This window comes from Pseudomonas peli, from assembly GCF_050563605.1.
In the GTDB taxonomy this organism is placed as follows: domain Bacteria; phylum Pseudomonadota; class Gammaproteobacteria; order Pseudomonadales; family Pseudomonadaceae; genus Aquipseudomonas; species Aquipseudomonas peli_A.
On sequence record NZ_JBNXUH010000015.1, the window covers coordinates 31,816 to 48,981 of the forward strand.

At 59.4% G+C, this 17,166-nt stretch carries 13 protein-coding genes and 1 other RNA gene; 12 read left to right on the forward strand and 2 right to left on the reverse strand.

What is annotated here, in order from left to right:
- Positions 1-52 precede the first annotated feature (52 nt).
- From lldD to ACQ4LH_RS16710, 4 genes are all read left to right on the forward strand, one after another.
- Positions 53-1,207, forward strand: a complete 1,155-nt coding sequence (gene lldD, locus ACQ4LH_RS16695) for an FMN-dependent L-lactate dehydrogenase LldD (protein WP_430698211.1) — start codon at positions 53-55, stop codon at positions 1,205-1,207.
- 26 nt (positions 1,208-1,233) lie between these two features.
- Positions 1,234-4,041: an FAD-binding and (Fe-S)-binding domain-containing protein gene (locus ACQ4LH_RS16700; protein ID WP_430698213.1), complete on the forward strand. Its 2,808-nt coding sequence runs from the start codon at positions 1,234-1,236 to the stop codon at positions 4,039-4,041.
- A gap of 296 nt (positions 4,042-4,337) precedes the next feature.
- On the forward strand, positions 4,338-4,616 hold the full coding sequence (locus ACQ4LH_RS16705; RefSeq protein ID WP_430698214.1) for a hypothetical protein: 279 nt from the start codon (positions 4,338-4,340) through the stop codon (positions 4,614-4,616).
- A 133-nt stretch (positions 4,617-4,749) separates the two neighbouring features.
- Complete coding sequence (locus ACQ4LH_RS16710) at positions 4,750-4,995, forward strand: hypothetical protein (protein WP_430698215.1); 246 nt, start codon at positions 4,750-4,752, stop codon at positions 4,993-4,995.
- Between the two features lie 44 nt (positions 4,996-5,039).
- On the opposite strand, the gene ACQ4LH_RS16715 is transcribed toward ACQ4LH_RS16710, so the two are convergent.
- Positions 5,040-7,955, reverse strand: a complete 2,916-nt coding sequence (locus ACQ4LH_RS16715) for a hybrid sensor histidine kinase/response regulator (protein WP_430698216.1) — start codon at positions 7,953-7,955, stop codon at positions 5,040-5,042.
- A gap of 147 nt (positions 7,956-8,102) precedes the next feature.
- Between ACQ4LH_RS16715 and ssrA the strand changes: the two genes are divergently transcribed.
- Positions 8,103-8,494, forward strand: a transfer-messenger RNA (tmRNA) gene (ssrA, locus tag ACQ4LH_RS16720).
- Positions 8,495-8,678: 184 nt separating this feature from the next.
- A complete protein-coding gene (locus tag ACQ4LH_RS16725; protein ID WP_430698217.1) occupies positions 8,679-9,935 on the forward strand; it encodes an integrase domain-containing protein in 1,257 nt (418 codons plus the stop codon).
- Positions 9,936-9,996: 61 nt separating this feature from the next.
- Here ACQ4LH_RS16725 and ACQ4LH_RS16730 read toward each other — a convergent pair whose 3' ends face one another.
- The gene (locus ACQ4LH_RS16730) at positions 9,997-12,609 is read right to left on the reverse strand and encodes an AAA family ATPase (protein WP_430698219.1); all 2,613 of its coding nucleotides are present in this window, start codon (positions 12,607-12,609) and stop codon (positions 9,997-9,999) included.
- Between the two features lie 402 nt (positions 12,610-13,011).
- Between ACQ4LH_RS16730 and ACQ4LH_RS16735 the strand changes: the two genes are divergently transcribed.
- The 6 genes from ACQ4LH_RS16735 (at position 13,012) to ACQ4LH_RS16760 (ending at position 17,145) form a co-directional block, all read left to right on the forward strand.
- Positions 13,012-13,284 carry a hypothetical protein gene (locus ACQ4LH_RS16735; protein ID WP_430698220.1) on the forward strand — a complete coding sequence of 91 codons (273 nt, stop codon included), beginning with the start codon at positions 13,012-13,014 and terminating at the stop codon, positions 13,282-13,284.
- A 96-nt stretch (positions 13,285-13,380) separates the two neighbouring features.
- Positions 13,381-14,349, forward strand: coding sequence for a DUF932 domain-containing protein (locus tag ACQ4LH_RS16740; RefSeq protein WP_430698221.1), 969 nt, complete (start codon positions 13,381-13,383; stop codon positions 14,347-14,349).
- Between the two features lie 78 nt (positions 14,350-14,427).
- Complete coding sequence (locus tag ACQ4LH_RS16745) at positions 14,428-15,429, forward strand: YqaJ viral recombinase family protein (RefSeq protein ID WP_430698222.1); 1,002 nt, start codon at positions 14,428-14,430, stop codon at positions 15,427-15,429.
- A 90-nt stretch (positions 15,430-15,519) separates the two neighbouring features.
- Positions 15,520-16,392 (forward strand): hydrolase or metal-binding protein, encoded by an 873-nt coding sequence (locus ACQ4LH_RS16750; RefSeq protein WP_430698224.1) that lies wholly within the window; start codon positions 15,520-15,522, stop codon positions 16,390-16,392.
- Positions 16,393-16,453: 61 nt separating this feature from the next.
- Positions 16,454-16,951 (forward strand): RadC family protein, encoded by a 498-nt coding sequence (gene radC, locus ACQ4LH_RS16755; protein ID WP_430698225.1) that lies wholly within the window; start codon positions 16,454-16,456, stop codon positions 16,949-16,951.
- Entirely contained in the window at positions 16,948-17,145 is a 198-nt protein-coding gene (locus tag ACQ4LH_RS16760; RefSeq protein ID WP_430698226.1) for a hypothetical protein, read from the forward strand. The genes radC and ACQ4LH_RS16760 overlap by 4 nt, the downstream gene beginning before the upstream one ends.
- Positions 17,146-17,166: the final 21 nt, after the last annotated feature.

Genomic DNA, 17,166 nt, shown 5'->3' on the forward strand with positions numbered 1-17,166 from the left:
CGGCGCGCATTGGCGTTTTGCTGCAAACCCTTTTTCCTGCTTGGGTGACTCCATGATCATTTCTGCCTCCACCGACTACCGCGCCGCCGCCCAACGCCGGCTGCCGCCGTTTCTGTTCCACTACATCGACGGCGGTGCCTATGCCGAGCACACACTCAAGCGCAACGTCGCTGACCTGGCGGATATCGCCCTGCGCCAGCGCGTGCTGCGCAATATGTCGGAACTGAGCCTGGAAACCCGCCTGTTCAACGAAACCCTGAGCATGCCGGTGGCCCTGGCTCCGGTCGGCCTGACCGGCATGTACGCCCGTCGTGGTGAAGTGCAGGCCGCCAAGGCCGCCGCTGCCAAGGGCATCCCCTTTACCCTGTCTACCGTTTCGGTGTGCCCGATTGAAGAAGTCGCGCCAGCCATCGACCGGCCGATGTGGTTTCAGCTGTATGTGCTGAAAGACCGTGGCTTTATGAAAAATGCCCTGGAACGCGCCAAGGCCGCCGGCGTCACCACCCTGGTATTTACCGTGGACATGCCGGTACCAGGCGCACGCTACCGCGATGCCCATTCCGGTATGAGCGGGCCGAACGCCCCGCTGCGACGCATGCTGCAAGCCATGACCCACCCACGCTGGGCCTGGGATGTCGGCCTGCTCGGCAAGCCCCACGACCTGGGCAATATCTCTGCCTACCGGGGTAATCCAACAGGGTTAGCCGACTATATCGGCTGGCTGGGCAACAATTTCGACCCTTCGATTTGCTGGAAGGACCTGGAGTGGATTCGTGAATTCTGGGACGGCCCGATGGTGATCAAGGGCATCCTCGACCCGCAGGATGCCAAGGACGCGGTGAGCTTCGGCGCCGACGGCATCGTCGTGTCCAACCACGGCGGCCGCCAACTCGATGGCGTAATGTCCAGCGCCCGCGCCCTGCCGGCGATTGCCGACGCGGTGAAAGGCCAGCTGGCGATTCTCGCCGACTCCGGCATCCGCACCGGCCTGGATGTGGTGCGCATGATCGCCCTCGGCGCCGACACGGTGATGCTCGGCCGCGCCTTTATCTACGCCCTGGCCGCCGACGGTGGTGCGGGGGTAAGCAACCTACTGGATCTGATCGAGAAGGAAATGCGCGTGGCCATGGTGCTGACCGGCGCCAAATCGATCAGCGAGATCAATGCTGATTCGCTGGTGCGCGAACTGCACCACGCCGCGTCCTGACGTTGCACCTGACTTTCGGAGCCTGCATGAGCCTGCCCAGCGCCTTTCTCACCGCCGTAGAGCGCCTGATCCCTGCCGAGCGGCGTTTCGACGATCCGCTGTCGACCCTAGCCTTCGGCACCGATGCCAGCTTCTACCGGCTGATCCCCAAGCTGGTGGTGCGCGTCGAGGCGGAGCTGGAAGTGGTCGACCTGCTCAAGCTGGCCAGCGCGCATCAGGTGTCAGTAACCTTCCGCGCCGCCGGCACCAGCTTGTCCGGCCAGGCTATCAGCGACTCGGTATTGATCGTGCTGGGCGATAACTGGAACGGCCGCGAAGTCCGTGGTCAGGGCAGCCAAATCCGCCTGCAACCGGGCGTAATTGGCGCCCAGGCAAATGCCGTGCTGGCCCCCTTCCAACGCAAGATCGGTCCAGATCCGGCGTCGATCAACGCCTGCAAAATCGGCGGCATCGTCGCCAATAACGCCAGCGGCATGTGCTGCGGCACCGCGCAAAACAGCTACCACACCCTGGCCGGCATCCGTTTGGTGCTGGCCGATGGCACGGTGCTGGACACCGAAGACCCGCTCAGCGTCACGCGTTTTTTCTCCACGCACGCCGACCTGCTCGCGCAGCTGAGCGAGCTGGCTAAACAGACCCGCGCCAATAGCGCGCTGGCAGACAAGATTCGCCACAAATACCGCCTGAAAAACACCACCGGGCTGTCGCTCAACGCCCTGGTGGATTTCGATCAGCCGCTGGATATCCTCAGTCACCTATTGGTCGGCTCCGAAGGCACATTGGGTTTTATCAGCGCGGTGACCTACAACACCGTGCCGGATCATCCGCACAAGGCCAGCGCCCTGCTGGTATTCCCCGATGTCGAGAGCTGCTGCCGCGCCGTCACCCTGCTCAAGCAGCAGCCGGTGTCCGCCGTGGAGCTGCTCGATCGCCGCAGCCTGCGCTCGGTGCAAGACAAACCCGGCATGCCGGAATGGGTCAAGGGTTTGTCCAATAGCGCCTGCGCCCTGCTGATCGAATCCCGCGCCGCCAGCCAGAGCCTGCTGCATGAACAGTTGCAACTGATCATGACCTCTATCGCAGACTTCCCCCTGGAAAAGCAGGTGGATTTCAGCGAAGACCCGACCGTCTACAACCTGCTGTGGAAGATCCGCAAGGACACCTTCCCGGCCGTCGGTGCGGTGCGCCAGACCGGCACCACGGTAATCATCGAAGACGTGACCTTCCCCATCGAGCAACTGGCTGAAGGCGTCAACCGTCTGCTCGGGCTGTTCGACAAACACGGCTACGACGAGGCGATCATTTTCGGCCATGCCCTGGAAGGCAACCTGCACTTCGTGTTTACCCAGGCCTTCGAAACACCCGAACAGATCGCCCGCTACTCGGCCTTTATGGACGACGTGGCGCAACTGGTGGCCGTTGAGTTTGGCGGTTCACTGAAGGCCGAGCACGGCACCGGACGCAATATGGCGCCCTTCGTCGAGCTGGAATGGGGCTCTGACGCCTACCAGCTGATGTGGCAGATCAAGCGCCTGCTCGACCCCCAGGGCATTCTCAATCCGGATGTGATCCTCTCCGACGATCGCGACATCCACCTGAAAAACCTCAAACCGCTGCCGGCCGCCGACGAGATCGTCGACAAGTGCATCGAGTGCGGCTTCTGCGAGCCGGTGTGCCCCTCCAAAGGCCTGACTCTAAGCCCGCGCCAGCGCATCGTGATCTGGCGCGATATCCAGGCAAAAAAGCGCGCCGGCATCGACACCCGCGAGCTGGAAGCGGCCTATCAGTACCAGGGCATCGACACCTGCGCCGCCACTGGCCTGTGTGCCCAGCGCTGCCCGGTGGGCATCAATACCGGCGATCTGGTGCGCCAGCTGCGCGGCCGCGACGCCAACAGCCAGCGCAGCGCCGACTGGCTGGCCAACAACTTCCACCGCGCCATGCAGGCCGCACGAGTGATGCTGCATGTGGCCAACGGCGCGCGCATGATCATGGGCGCACCGCTGCTTAGCCGCACCTCGGCGGCGCTAAGCAAGGCAAGCCAGGGCCGCGTGCCGCAGTGGACCCCGGCCATGCCGCAACCGCTGCAGCGTTTGCAATTGCCAACGGCCAATGACGATACGCGGCCACGGGTGGTGTATCTGGCGGCATGCGTGTCGCGCGCCATGGGCCCGGCGGCAACCGATGGCGAGCAAATGCCGCTACTCGACAAGACCCGCGCATTGTTGGAAAAAGGCGGCTTCCAGGTGGTGTTCCCGGCGGATCTGAATAACCTCTGCTGCGGCCAGCCCTTTGCGTCCAAGGGCTATGCCGAACAAGCCGAACGCAAGAAGCAGGAGCTGATAGATACCCTGCTCAAGGCCAGCCGTGGCGGCCTCGACCCGATCTACTGCGACACCAGCCCCTGCACCCTGCGGCTAGTGCAGGACGGCCTGGACGCCCGGCTGAAGCTGCATGACCCGGTGAAATTTATCCGTGAGCACTTGCTCGACCGCCTGCAGATCACCCCACAGGACAAACCGGTGGCGGTACATGTCACCTGCAGCACCCAGCATCTGGGCGAGGCCCAGGGGCTGATCGATATCGTCCGCCGCTGCACCTCGGATGTGGTGATTCCCGAAGGCATCCACTGCTGCGGCTTTGCCGGCGACAAGGGCTTTACCACCCCGGAGCTGAACGGCCACGCCCTGCGCAGTCTGAAATCCGCCGTGCAATATTGCGAAGAAGGCATCAGCACCAGCCGCACCTGCGAAATCGGCCTTAGCCAGCATGGCGGCATTGATTATCACGGGCTGGTCTATCTGGTGGACCGGGTCAGCAGCGCCCGCACCTAAATACTCTCTCTAATCAGCACGCCCCCGCCCACCACGGGGGCTCGGCCATGGCCGCACAGGATGTTGCGCAGCTCTGGTTCCATGCATCGCCCAGCGATAGCACCGGCTTTCTGCCCCTCACCTGGCTAGCAGTACAGGTGGTAAGGCTAAAAAAACCTGAACTCGGCTCAACCCCTTCGGGTCATCTACTGTGAGCCCAGTAAATGGGCTCAGTACCTTTCTCGGTGGCTCTGCTTGTGCTCATCACAAACGTGCCCCGAACACTAAAAAACAGCTAATAACCGAAGGACATTCCAATGAAAGGATTTTCCCTGTGTAGCATTGTCGCCATCGCCGTGCTGGCTTCACCGGCTTTTGCCGAAGACACCTGCACCCTCGGCCTGCAGCAACTCTCGGACAACAAGGCAGCACTCACAACCATGGCCTCGCCCCTCAAGGAGCAAGTCGAAGAGCATATGAAGTCCGCTGAAGAGGCCCAACGTATAGGCGACAGCGAAACCTGCGGCACTCATGCAGAAAAGGCCTTGCAGCTGCTACAAGGCCCTAACAAGGATGGCGGTGCCGAAGCGGATTGAATAGGGGCTGAAACAGGGGCTGACCGAGCCGACTTCCACGCTTGTCGGTAAACAGCCCCGCCATCCATAGCTTTTCTGCACATTAGCCCCACGCCTTCTAGAGTTAACTCTTCACCCTAGAAAGGAGATTGCCATGCATCGTTTCGCTGCTTTCCTCACCGCTGCGCTGTTCAGCACCTCGCTCTGGGCCATGCACTGCCCGGCGGATATGGCCAAGATCGATGGACTGCTAAAAACCGACCCTCCAAGCGATGCCACAGTACTCGCGCAAGTACAAAAGCTACGCGCCGAAGGCGAAACCCTGCACAAGGCAGGCAATCACGGCGAGTCGGTCAAGGTGCTGGGTGAGGCCTTGCAATTGCTCGAAGCCAGCGAATAGTCCGTGCAGCTGAACGCCTTCGACAGAGCTGCCGAAGGCGCTGCTTAAAGCGCCTGCCCCAGCAGGCTAAGCGCCACGCGGCGCACCTGGGCCAGGTCAATCGGTTTGGCCAGGCAAGCCTGGGCGCCACGCCGACGTGCTTCGGCAAACACCGCATCATCCGCCGCCGCACTGATCACCAACACCGGCACGGCCTGCAAACGTGGGTTGAGGCGCATCGCATCGAGCACCTGCATACCGTCACCATCGGGTAGATCCAGATCGAGCAACAGCAACGTCGGCGTACATTGTTCCAGCTCAGCCAGCGCCCGCTGTACCGAGCCGGCGCCACGCACCTCGGCAAATTCACGCAGGGCTTCCTGAACCACCTTCAGGCAGGCCGGGTGATCCTCCACGCACAACACCTCGGCCAGCTGCTTGGGTTGCGCCGATACCAGCTCGACATTCGGTGCATCCTGCGCTGCCGGTGCAGCAGCGCCGGGCAGGTCAATCCAGAAACGGCTGCCCGTGCCGGCGCTGCTGCTAAAGCCCATCTCACCGGCCATCAAGGTGGCCAGCTCACGGCACAACACCAAACCGATCCCCGTGCCGGGAATGCTGGAATTCTCCCGTCCCAGACGCTGGAATGGCTGGAATAGATTGGCCTGCTGCTCGGCAGTCAGCCCCGCGCCATTGTCTTCGACCCACAGCCGCACGCAGTTCGAGCGCACCTCATAGCCCATACGAATCAGGCCCTGCGGGCTGTTGTACTTAATCGCGTTGGACAGCAGGTTGAGCACCACCTGGCGCACCCGGCGCATATCCGCCTGCACATACAGGCCGGCATCGGCTTCAGCCAGCACTTGCAGCTGCAACTGGCGTTGCTGCACTTCGGGTTGCACCAGCTCGGCGCAGCCATGCAGCAACGCGCCGACTTCCACCGGCTGCAATTTGAGTTGCTGACGGCGGCTCTCGATGCTCGAAAGATCGAGAATGTCGTCCACCAGTGAGGTCAGATGGCGGCTGGCATTGACGATCTCGCGGGCGTAATCGGCTTCCAGCTTGGCCTCGGGCTTGTCCTGCGCCTCCATCTCGATCAACTGGCCAAAGCCGTAAATCGCATTAAGCGGCGTGCGCAACTCGTGGCTCATACTCGATAGAAAGCGGCTCTTGGCCTGGCTTGCAGCCTGAGCGTCCAGACTGGCGCGGCGCAGGTCTTCCTGCACCTGCTTAAGCCGGGTGATATCCACATGGGTGCCGGCCACGCGCAAAGCGCGGCCCGCGCTATCGCGCTCCAGCACCTTGCCGCGACTGAGCAGCCAAACGTATTGGCCATGGGCATCGGCGTAGCGGTATTCGGCCTCGAAACGGTCCTCGCCACTGCTGGCGAACAGCTGCCGCAGATGACGAATGCGCTCCAGATCATTGGGGTGCACGCGCTGGTTGAACTCGCTGAAACTCATATTCGCGTGAGGCAGGCCGAAGCGTTTCAGGAAGCGCTCGCTGAGGGTGATGCTCATGCTCTCCGCCTCGACCTCCCAGAGGCTTTCCGTGGTGCTTTCCAGCACCAGCTGGAGAATCCGCTGCGCCTCCACACGCTGCACTTCACTGGCCTGCAACTGCTCGCCGGTGTGCTGCACCGCCTCCGCCATGCTCACTAGTTCGCGGATCTGGCTGTCCGGCGCGGTGGGCTGATAGTTGCCCTGCCCCAGCTCGCGCATCATTCCGACAATCCCATCAATCGGCCGCACCAACTGCTCACTCAAACGCCGCGAGCGCAGCCACATCAGGGCAAAGAACAGCAGGTAGAACAGCGCCAGGCCGACGATCAGCAGGTAGCCGATATGCAGGTAGCGCTCGGCCAGGCGATTGGTCTCGCTGAAGATGTGCTCCTCATCCACCACCAGCAGCAGTTGCCAGCCGGTCTGCGGAATCTCACTCCAGGCGATCAGCTGCTTGCGCCCGCCCAGCACCACTTCCTGCACATTGCCCTGCCCGGCCGCCATGGCCTGCAACAGCGGCTGCATCTCGGCGCGCTTGGCCAGGCTGAAGTCTTCGGGCTTGAGCACTTCGCGGCGCACCGCTTCGGCATAGGAATATTCGGTCAGCTCGCGCAGGCCGAAATCCTCTTCGCCGGCACTCGGCAAGGCCATGATGTTGTGATCGCGGCTTACCAGCATGGCATACCCCTGCCAGGGCACATCCAGCTCGCCAATCTCACCAAGCATCTGCCCAACCGTGATATCCAGGCCCACCACTCCTTCGAGAAAGTCACCGCGATACACCGGCGCCACCGCCGACATCATCCAACCCATACCTGCCGGGTCGAGGTAGACATCGGTCCAGGCCACCTTGCGCTCGGGGTTATGTTTGGCGTCCGCCAGATAATAGAAGTTGTAATCGGGTATCACCATGTCATGGGGATACTGCTCGGGGGTCATAAAGAAAGGATAGATGCGGTTGTAACTGTCCCAGGTATTGAAATAGGCCGCCGCTACACGAGGGTTGGCCGCCTGAATCGAACGCATCAACGGGTCGAGCTGCGACAGGCGCAGAGCCTTGGCGTGATCCTGCTGGGCCAGCGGCGTGCTGTTGGCATAAAAGGACGCCGCGCGGCCATCATCGCTACGGCTGTAGAACACGCCGTTTTCAGTCAGCGCATGGCGCTGGCGCTCCAGCGCATCGGGCTCAAACGTGCGGTTATCCAGAGCATTGAGCGCCGCATCACGAAAGATCTGCACCTGGGCTTCCACCGAACGCAGGCGACCATCGATCACCTGGCCTTCACGCGCCACTGCCGCAGACAGGTCATCCAGCGCGCTTTGCTGCAAATGCTCGATCTGCGCATCGCGAATCGCCGCGTTGCTCAGCAGGTACACAGTGATCAACACCGACTCGACCAGAATCAGCGGAATCAGAGCACTCTGCACAAAAGCGCGCCAGATCCACTGGCGCAAAGGGTAACGCGACGCGCGCGGCATACGAGGGTCTCATCCAAAAGACATAGCGAATGTGCAGGATGCAATCATAGCCGGCAAGCCCCATTAGCGTCCGCAGGGCAATTGCCGGGTCGACGCTGTGGAACCTTTGGCGTAAACTCGCGTCCCAGTACCAGCAACAAAAGTTTCGGGGCCGATTAGGATTCGACGCCGGTAGCGAAGCTCTAGGTGCATGCCGACTTGGTAACAGAAGTCGTAAATCCACTGTTGCAACTTTCTATAGTTGCCAATGACGAAAACTACGAGGGCTACGCTCTCGCTGCGTAAGCAGCGCGACTAGTCCTTCTGGTAGCTTCGGCTCCAGCGATCACTAGGGGATGCCTGTAAACCTGAAGTGATTGTCATGCAGAACAGGATCGCCGCGTAGTACGTTGTGGACAAAGTGGCTAAAACTTACACAACTCGTCCAAAGTACCCTGCCCGTCGGGCGGCTGCGGATTAACTCAATAGACACGGCTAAGCATGTAGTACCGAAAGTGGAGAACTGGCGGACGGGGGTTCAAATCCCCCCGGCTCCACCATTACAACATCTAAAGACGTCCACGGACGTCTTTTTTTTTGCCTGAAATCCAGTAATTACGGGGCTTTCAGCACCACCAGCGTCCGCGAACATCCAGCAGCAGCCACACCTTTTGGCATTCCAAATGGCATTCCAAGCACACAGGTGCTAATTTTTGGAATGCCAAAACCCATTCTGGAATGCCAATGTGCGCTCAAGCTACCCGCCTCTCTGAACTCAAAATCAAATCTGCCAAGCCGACTGAGAAGGACTACGTCCTATTTGACGGCGGCGGACTTCAAATGCGAGTGAGAAGCAATGGCTCTAAGCTGTGGAACTTCAACTATCGACACCCTGTGACGAAGAAGCGGATCAACATGGGTCTAGGGACATTCCCTGAAGTCTCTTTAGCGCAGGCGCGTAAGGGGTCCGTTGCAGCAAGGGAAATACTTGCCCAAGGCCTCGACCCCAAAGAGCAACGAGATGAAGTCCTTCAAGCCAAACAAGCTGAAACTGAGCACACATTTCAGAACGTAGCGACGGCTTGGTACGAGCTCAAAAAAGACTCAGTGACTCCAGCCTATGCTGAGGACATCTGGCGTTCACTCACGCTGCACGTTTTCCCGGATTTGGGCACCACACCGATCTCAGCCATCAGCGCGCCGCAAGTTATTAACCTGCTTCGGCCACTCGAAACCAAAGGCAGCCTTGAAACCGTTAAGCGGCTGTCACAGCGACTCAACGAGATCATGACCTACGGGGTCAACTCGGGACTCATTCATGCAAACCCGCTCAGCGGGATTCGCTCCGTCTTCAAGAAGCCGAAAAAGAAGAACATGGCGGCACTTGCACCCGATGAGCTGAAAGAACTCATGGTGGCAATTGCCAATGCCAGCATCAAAAGGACGACCCGTTGCCTCATCGAGTGGCAGCTCAACACCATGACCCGTCCAGCAGAAGCAGCTACCACCCGCTGGAACGACATCGACTTCGAAAAGCGTATCTGGACGATCCCAGCTGAACGCATGAAAAAGCGCCGCATACACATTGTGCCGCTCACGGATCAAGCACTGGCGCTTCTGGAGGCAATCAAACCCTACAGCGGGCACCGGGAGTACGTGTTTCCTGCGGATCGGAACCCTCGCACCCATTGCAACAGCCAGACCGCCAACATGGCGCTAAAACGCATGGGTTTCGAAGGTCGCCTGGTAAGCCACGGCATGCGCTCAATGGCCAGCACAATTCTCAACGAGGAGGGCTTCGATCCAGAGCTGATTGAGGTAGCCCTTGCCCACGTCGACAAGGACGAAGTGCGAAGCGCCTATAACCGGGCGGACTACATCGAGCGCAGGCGGCCAATGATGGCCTGGTGGAGTAAGCACATCCAAGAAGCAGCTACTGGGAATTTGTCGGTATCAGCTATCAAGGAAAATCGAGACAGAAAAGTCGTCTCGATTCGCTGATCGATGGACGGTTATGCCGTAGAACCGAAACCGAACAATTGCATCTATTGAATTTGAGTAGTCACGGCCTCGTAGCTGCTACCTGCTCACGCCGTTGGATTACAGCCTTCCGCCAGGTGTCCAACTTCTCGATGTCGCCACTGAGCTCATCAGGATCAGGAACAGGCAACCTTCCAACACGCATAGGAGCATCGTGCTCAAACTTAGAGCTCTTGGTCATGCCAGCATCGATTTCACGATAATCGTCGTCAGTGACAACTACCCGCTTAAGCCGCTGGGTCAAGACTCCCTCGCCGAATCTCTGAATTGACTCATTGAATAGGACTTCCTCAATGCATCGCTCCCAAGCAAGGCGCAGATCCCCATAAACTTCTGCCGTCAGTTTGCGATGGCTATCCTCGTCGCCTGCTCTATGTGCCTTTCGGACATCATCAAGCATGAGTCGCAGCCGCCCAATCCGCTCCTTCGTGCCTAGCACATCAAACGGCAGATCCTGCGAGTGAACACCGTATCCTTGCGCGGTTCGGCGAATGTAGTTCTTGGTCAGCATGGCCCCAAGCTCCGCAACCTTTTGTTCCAGAATGCAAAGGAAGTAAATGTCGTGGGTGAAGACGATCACCTGCCGGGTGAGCGACTCAAGTGCCAAACGCTCCGCTACCTCCCAACGGCGACGGTGATCTAGCGATGAAACTGGGTCATCCAACACAATTCCACCACGCCCTTTGCCAAGCTTGATCTCCGCCAGGAAGGATGCGATTGCAATAGCACGCTGCTCCCCCTCACTCAGGATGGCTGCAGGAGTCCCCCCACCTGGTAACTGCAGGACCAGCTTGAATTGGGTCTTGCCCCCGGGAGACTCTGGCTTCATCACCACCTGGAGCTGGTGCACCTTGAGGCGCTTTAGTTCTTCGTTGAGAGCGTCCGCCAGTTCTTGGCTGGCCGTCGTCCGCGAAAGTTCGGTGGATTTTCTGGAAATGGCTCGCGTATCCAAACCGTCAATGCATGCCTGAAGCTTGCTACAGACCTCATGCTTGGAAATTGCCTCCAAGACAGCGGCCTTGACCTCGTCCAGACGCACCCGCGCATCAAGCTCCCGCTTCTCCGCCGTCATTTCAGCCCGGACCTTCTCATCAGCAGTTGCCTCCAACGCCGTGGCTTGATCCTGCAGGCCATCAATGACACGCGCTAAACCCGGCCGTGGATCGGCCGGTAACGCCGGTATCCCCTCCCACTGGAGTTCGGCCGCCGCTGCCTGCAACACCGAACTCTGGCGGAGTTTCAGGCATTCCTGCATCGACGAACAGTCGGCCGTAAGCACCGGATCAATCTCCGTCAATTCCTCCACCAGACCATCGCGAAACATTACATCCAGGGCAGCGTTCTGAACTGCCCTGTAGACAGCGGCTGCCGTTTCGCGAGCTTCTCTCGCAGCAGTCTCGGCAGCCTGCCTGATGAAAGTGTCAAACTGAATCAAGCGCGCAGTACCTTCTTGGCCAAGTCGGTTCTGGCAGAGGGGGCATGCAGCGTCTTCAGGAAGCTCCGGGAATTCATGGTCAAGGTGGCTCAACTTGGCGAAAGCTCGGGCCGCTTCAAACAGCGCCTTCCATTCTTCACCCCCGGTGCCAGCAAGTTGACCTGGAGTCTGTTTGAACTCGGTAGCGGACAACTCTGCTGCGGCTTTGGCCGCTTTCGACTTATCAATAAGCTGTCTGAGCCGATTAACCATCTCATCGTCGATCAGCGCAATCGCAGCTGCAATACGATCCTTCAGACCTGAGAGACGCGTTGCCTTCTGGCGCAATGCCTGGGCTTTTTGCTTCGGATCAGCTTCGGCAAGGGTTGTGGTCAACAGTGTACGTCGATCCTGCTCTATCTGACTGAGCTTGGCCAAGGTCTCGATGTGCTCAGGTTTGGTCTTGGCAGGAATGCCAAGTAGTGCAACGGCGACCGCTGTCTGCTCTTTCGCAAGTGTGGCGTAAGCTGCGTCACTCGGAGCATTCGCTACCTTCTCTTGCGTGGCGCGTGTCTTCAGTTTGTTACACGCACCGGCCAATCCCTCCAAGATATCCAGCCCGTATGGAGCGTAAGCGAAGTCACCATGGTTATCGATATAAGCACGGGCGCAATGGGTATCGAAGATGGAGATGTCCGAAAGCGGCTCAGGTGCCACAACACCGTATTGCCAAGCAAGGTCGGTAGCTACACCGTCGATTACAGTCTCGAACACAGCTTGGGCGACGCCGGCAATCTTGGGATCCAAGTTTGCATTGGGAAGTATGGGCTCGCGCCGATCTCGCGCGCGGCACGCATGCTTGAATACCCTGGAGTAACCCGACTTCCCAGCCCCGTTCTCACCGTAGATGACGGTCAGGCCCGCCAACGATATCGGGACGCTTCCGCCGTTCGCTAAGGCATTGACGTTCGCAAGCTCCTTAATCGCAGCCAACTGAACAATTCTGGCTGGATCGGCAGGCGGAGCAATTTGTGCATCCTCGAGCTTCTTGGGCTTCCGGCCATCTGGATCTAGGATCCCTGCCTCGGCTTTGGCCAATGCATAGAGGTCGTCAAGATCAGCAGCATTAAACGTACGATCTTGATAGAGCCGGGCAATTGCATCTTGCTGCCAGACAGGAAGCCCCTTAGACCAAGCGTGAATTTCTTGAATAATCGTCACCTGCATCCTCCTTGGCGCAGTGCCAGCGCAAATAAAAAACCAGATCAGGGCCGACTCTTTTCGACACGTCTAGCAGGCTCACATCTGTTCATGCAGCGATAGAACCATACCGAGTTCCATCAGGAAAGCTCTTCACTGGCAGAAACCAGACGGCTCAGGTCAAGGAGATGTACCGGAGCGGGGTAGCGCACTGCTGGCGGCCCGTTGCTAGCTAACGCGATAGTCGTCTGAAGCCGACTGCAGCCGGTAGCGGTCTTGGTTCAGGAGCTCAACAGAACCATTCAATTCAAAAAAATCTCAGCCACACATAACTGCAATGACATCACCACCAAGAAGGTTCGACCCATGTCATTGCACTGCCCTCGCTGTCACTCACTCAAAGTTGCCTCATTCCATCAAGCAATGAAAATCGGCGCAGCCATCGGCACCGTAGGCGGTGTAGCGCGTGGCGTCAGCGCTGCACTGGCCGGCGGCCAAGCAGGTGCGCTAGTTGGCACCATCGCAGGACCTTTCGGCATCACGCTCGGCTACGTTTCAGGTGCCATCCTCGGTGGCCTGGCCGGCGGGGTTGGTGGTTGCGCGCTCGGCGCACAGCTGGGCGATACGCTCGACCGCCACGTATTGGCCCACAACCTCTGCTTGCTCTGCGGTCATCGCTTCAACCTGCCGGCCTGATCTGGCCGCACCACACCTTTTCTATCCATATCGTCCGGACGGTGCTGCGCTGGGCGCGGCGCTTTATGCCGGCCGGCACCTAAAGGAATCTCAACCATGGCTCATCTCATCGAAACTATGGCCTACGCTGGCGCTGCTCCGTGGCACGGCCTGGGTAATCAGCTCACGCAAAAACAACCCATCGACGTCTGGCAACGCGAAGCCGGCATGGACTGGCAGATTCAGGAAAGCCCCGTGCATTTCAAATCGGACGCCATCGGGCACCTGGGTGCTATCCATTCGTTCCCGGAACAGAAGGTGCTCTTCCGCTCGGACACCAAGGCACCGCTGTCAGTGGTCTCCAACCGCTATCACACCGTGCAACCGCGCGAGGTGCTGGAGTTCTACCGGGATCTCACCGAGGTCTCTGGCTATGAGCTGGAAACGGCTGGCGTACTCAAAGGTGGTCGCAAGTTCTGGGCGCTGGCGCGTACCGGTCAGGGCGCAGCCATAAAGGGCAATGACCAGGTGAACGGCTACTTGCTACTGGCCACATCCTGCGACGGCACCCTCGCGACCACGGCAACCCCCACTACCGTTCGTGTGGTGTGCAACAACACCCTGACTATTGCACTGGATGGCACCAGCCGCGCGATCAAGGTGCCGCACAACACGCGCTTCGATTCAACGGTGGTGAAGAAGCAGCTCGGCATCGCCGTCTCGCAATGGGACGACTTTATGTACCGCATGCGTGCGCTGGCCGAGCGCAAGGTGCAGTGGCATGAGGCACTGGGCTTCTTTATGAACGTGCTGTGCGAGACCAATCCGACCGGTGCTCTGCCCGAGGTTCTTCCCAACGAACGTGCACTGCGCAAAGTCCAGGAGCTGTATGAGGGTCGTGGTCGTGGCAGTCAGCTCGACTCGGCACGTGGAACCGCCTGGGGCCTGCTCAACTCCGTGACCGAGTTTGTCGATCACGAGCGGCGTGCACGCAGCAATGAGTACCGCATGGACTCGGCCTGGTTCGGCCAGGGCGCGCAGATCAAGCAACGTGCCCTGGACACCGCCCTGCAACTGGTCGCCTGACCGCTTACTTACCCACCCCATAAAGCCCGATCAGCCTAGTTGCTGATCGGGCGTTTCTATTTCCGTAAGGTGAACGCTATGACAGCTACTCCGTTGAGCAGCACCAGCAAGCCGCGCCCGGCGCTGCGCTTGATCAGTACCAAGGAACTACCGCGTGAAGATTGGTTGGCGGTGCGCAAGCAGGGCATTGGCAGTTCTGATGCTGGCGCGGCCGTTGGCCTCAATCCCTATAAATCGCAGCTCGAACTATGGATGGAGAAAACCGGGCGTGACACCACATTGCCCAAAGCAGATCCCCACGACGAAGAAAGCCCGATGTACTGGGGCAATGTGCTGGAACCAGTAGTGGCTTGGCATTACAGCAAACGCACAAAGAACAAAGTGCGGCGCATCAACGCTGTGCTGCAGCACCCTGACCCTGAGCTGCCCTGGATGCTGGCCAACATCGACCGTGAGGTGATCGGTGCTGACGATGTGCAGATTCTTGAATGCAAGACAGCCGGCATAAACGGCGCACGCCTCTGGAAAGAGGGCGTGCCCGAGTATGTGCAGCTGCAGGTGATGCACCAGCTCGCCGTCACCGGCAAGCAGGCGGCAGATGTCGCGGTACTGCTGGGTGGCCAGACGCTGGAGATCCACCGCATCGAACGGGACGAGCAGATGATTGCTCGCCTGATCGAGCTGGAGCGTAAGTTCTGGCACTACGTCGAGACCGACACGCCACCGCCTGCTGATGGCTCAGCATCTGCTGAAATCGCACTGCGCGCACTCTATCCGGAGGACAACGGCCAGACCGTCGATTTCAGTGGCCGAGCCGGTTTGGCTGCAGCCTACCTGGAGCTCAAGGCTGTGCGCCAATCCATCAGCGAGAAGGAAACGCGCGAGGCCCAGCTCAAGCAGATGCTGCAACAGGCCATGGGCGATGCCACCCGCGCAGAGTTCAGCCACGGCTTTATCAGCTGGAAGAAATCCCAAGACAGCAACGTGCTCGATGTTCAAACCATGCTGAAGGACAAGCCCTACCTGCAGGTTCGTTACGCCAAGCTCAAACAAGGCAGCCGACGCTTCCTGGTCGGCTAATCCCACCCCGTTCAACCATTCCCTCTACTTGGCCAGCCCATGCAGTTAGCGCTGTATGGCCGGCCTTTTTTCGTTTGCAGGAGAACCACCATGCTCAAAGGTCTCGCTATCACCCCGCCGGTACTCGGACGGATTTCTATCGGCAAAATCATCGAGAAAAACGGCAAACGCCTGCCGGAGAAAGATGACCAGTTCACCATCACCTCCCAAGTGCAAGGCAAGGACGGCTGGCTGCTGCACCCACTCAATGACGAGCTGCGCAAAAGCCATGAAGACAAATTGCGCAGCATCCCGGTACGCCTGCTGTTCAATGCGCCGGAGCTGAATTTCCGCGCCGACTACACGCTGTTCGACCGCCAATCTGGGCGACCGCTGTGCGTGGGTAATGGCGAGACCTGCAAGCGCGTCACTCAGGACGGCATGCAATCACTGCCATGCCCGTCGCCGGATGCCTGCCCACTGGCCAAGGGCGGTGCCTGCAAACCTTATGGCCGGCTGAATGTGCTGATCGGTGATGACGATCCGCTGGGTAGCTTTGTGTTCCGCACCACCGGCTTCAACAGCATCCGCACCCTGGCTGCTCGCCTGCATTACTTCCAGGCTATTTCCGGCAATCGCCTGGCATGCCTGCCGCTGGAGTTACGACTGCGCGGCAAATCGACTCGGCTGAGCCATGGCACACCGATCTTCTACGTCGACCTGACCGTACGCGGCGGCATGGATATGGCCGAGGCGCTGCGTGGTGCCAACGATCTTGATGCACAACGGCAAGGGGCGGGCTTCGATCAGGTTGCGCTGGATGAGGCGGCACGACGTGGTTTTGGCAATGGAGCATTCGAGGACAGCGAGGAAGACGTCGGCGCAATCGTCGAAGAGTTCTTTGGCACCGAAAACAGTGAGCAACCTCCCCATAGACCAACACAGCAGCCATCAGCCAAACCCAGCCTGACTGAGAAGCTGTAAAGCCAATGCCAGCACCAATCCCTTAACACCTGAAACCGGCCAGCCGGCCATGGAGCACGAGATGAAACTGCACAAGCTAAAAGCCGGTGAAGCCACTGGTACCTATCTGGTTGAGTCACCTGTGAGTGAAGCCGACATCCTGCTGATGGCCCAGCAACTGGCCAGCAAACGCCTTCGTCGGGGGCGATCACTCACGTCCCCCACGGCGGTATTCAGCCACTTACAGACGCTACTGGGGAGCTACGAGCACGAGGTGTTCGCCCTCCTCATGCTGGACAGCAAACACCGTACGCTGAGATTTCAGGAGTTGTTTCGCGGCACTCTAGATGGGGCGAGCGTCTACCCAAGAGAGGTCGTCAAAATCTGCCTTGAGCATAACGCTGCCGCAGTGATCCTGGTTCATAACCACCCTTCAGGTGATCCGGAGCCTAGCCAGGCTGACCGCATCCTGACGCGTAAGCTTCAGGATGCGCTGAATCTGGTTGATATCCGAACGCTCGACCACATCGTGGTGGGGAGTGAGGGCTGCGTGTCGCTGGCCGAGCTGGGGTACTTATGAAAACGATTGCGCTGACAGTGCTAAAGCTACTGGGTGCGCTGTTTGTGTTCGTCGGCATCCTGGCCGGCTGCGTGACGGCGCTAGCATTGGTGATCCTGATGCTGCGCTTTCCAGTGCTGCTGGTTGCCGTGCTACTGACCTGCTGGATCTTCAGCCGAATACAGAGCAAGAGCCAAACCAGGGCTGGCGAATAGTGAGCTGCACTCAGCGTGGAC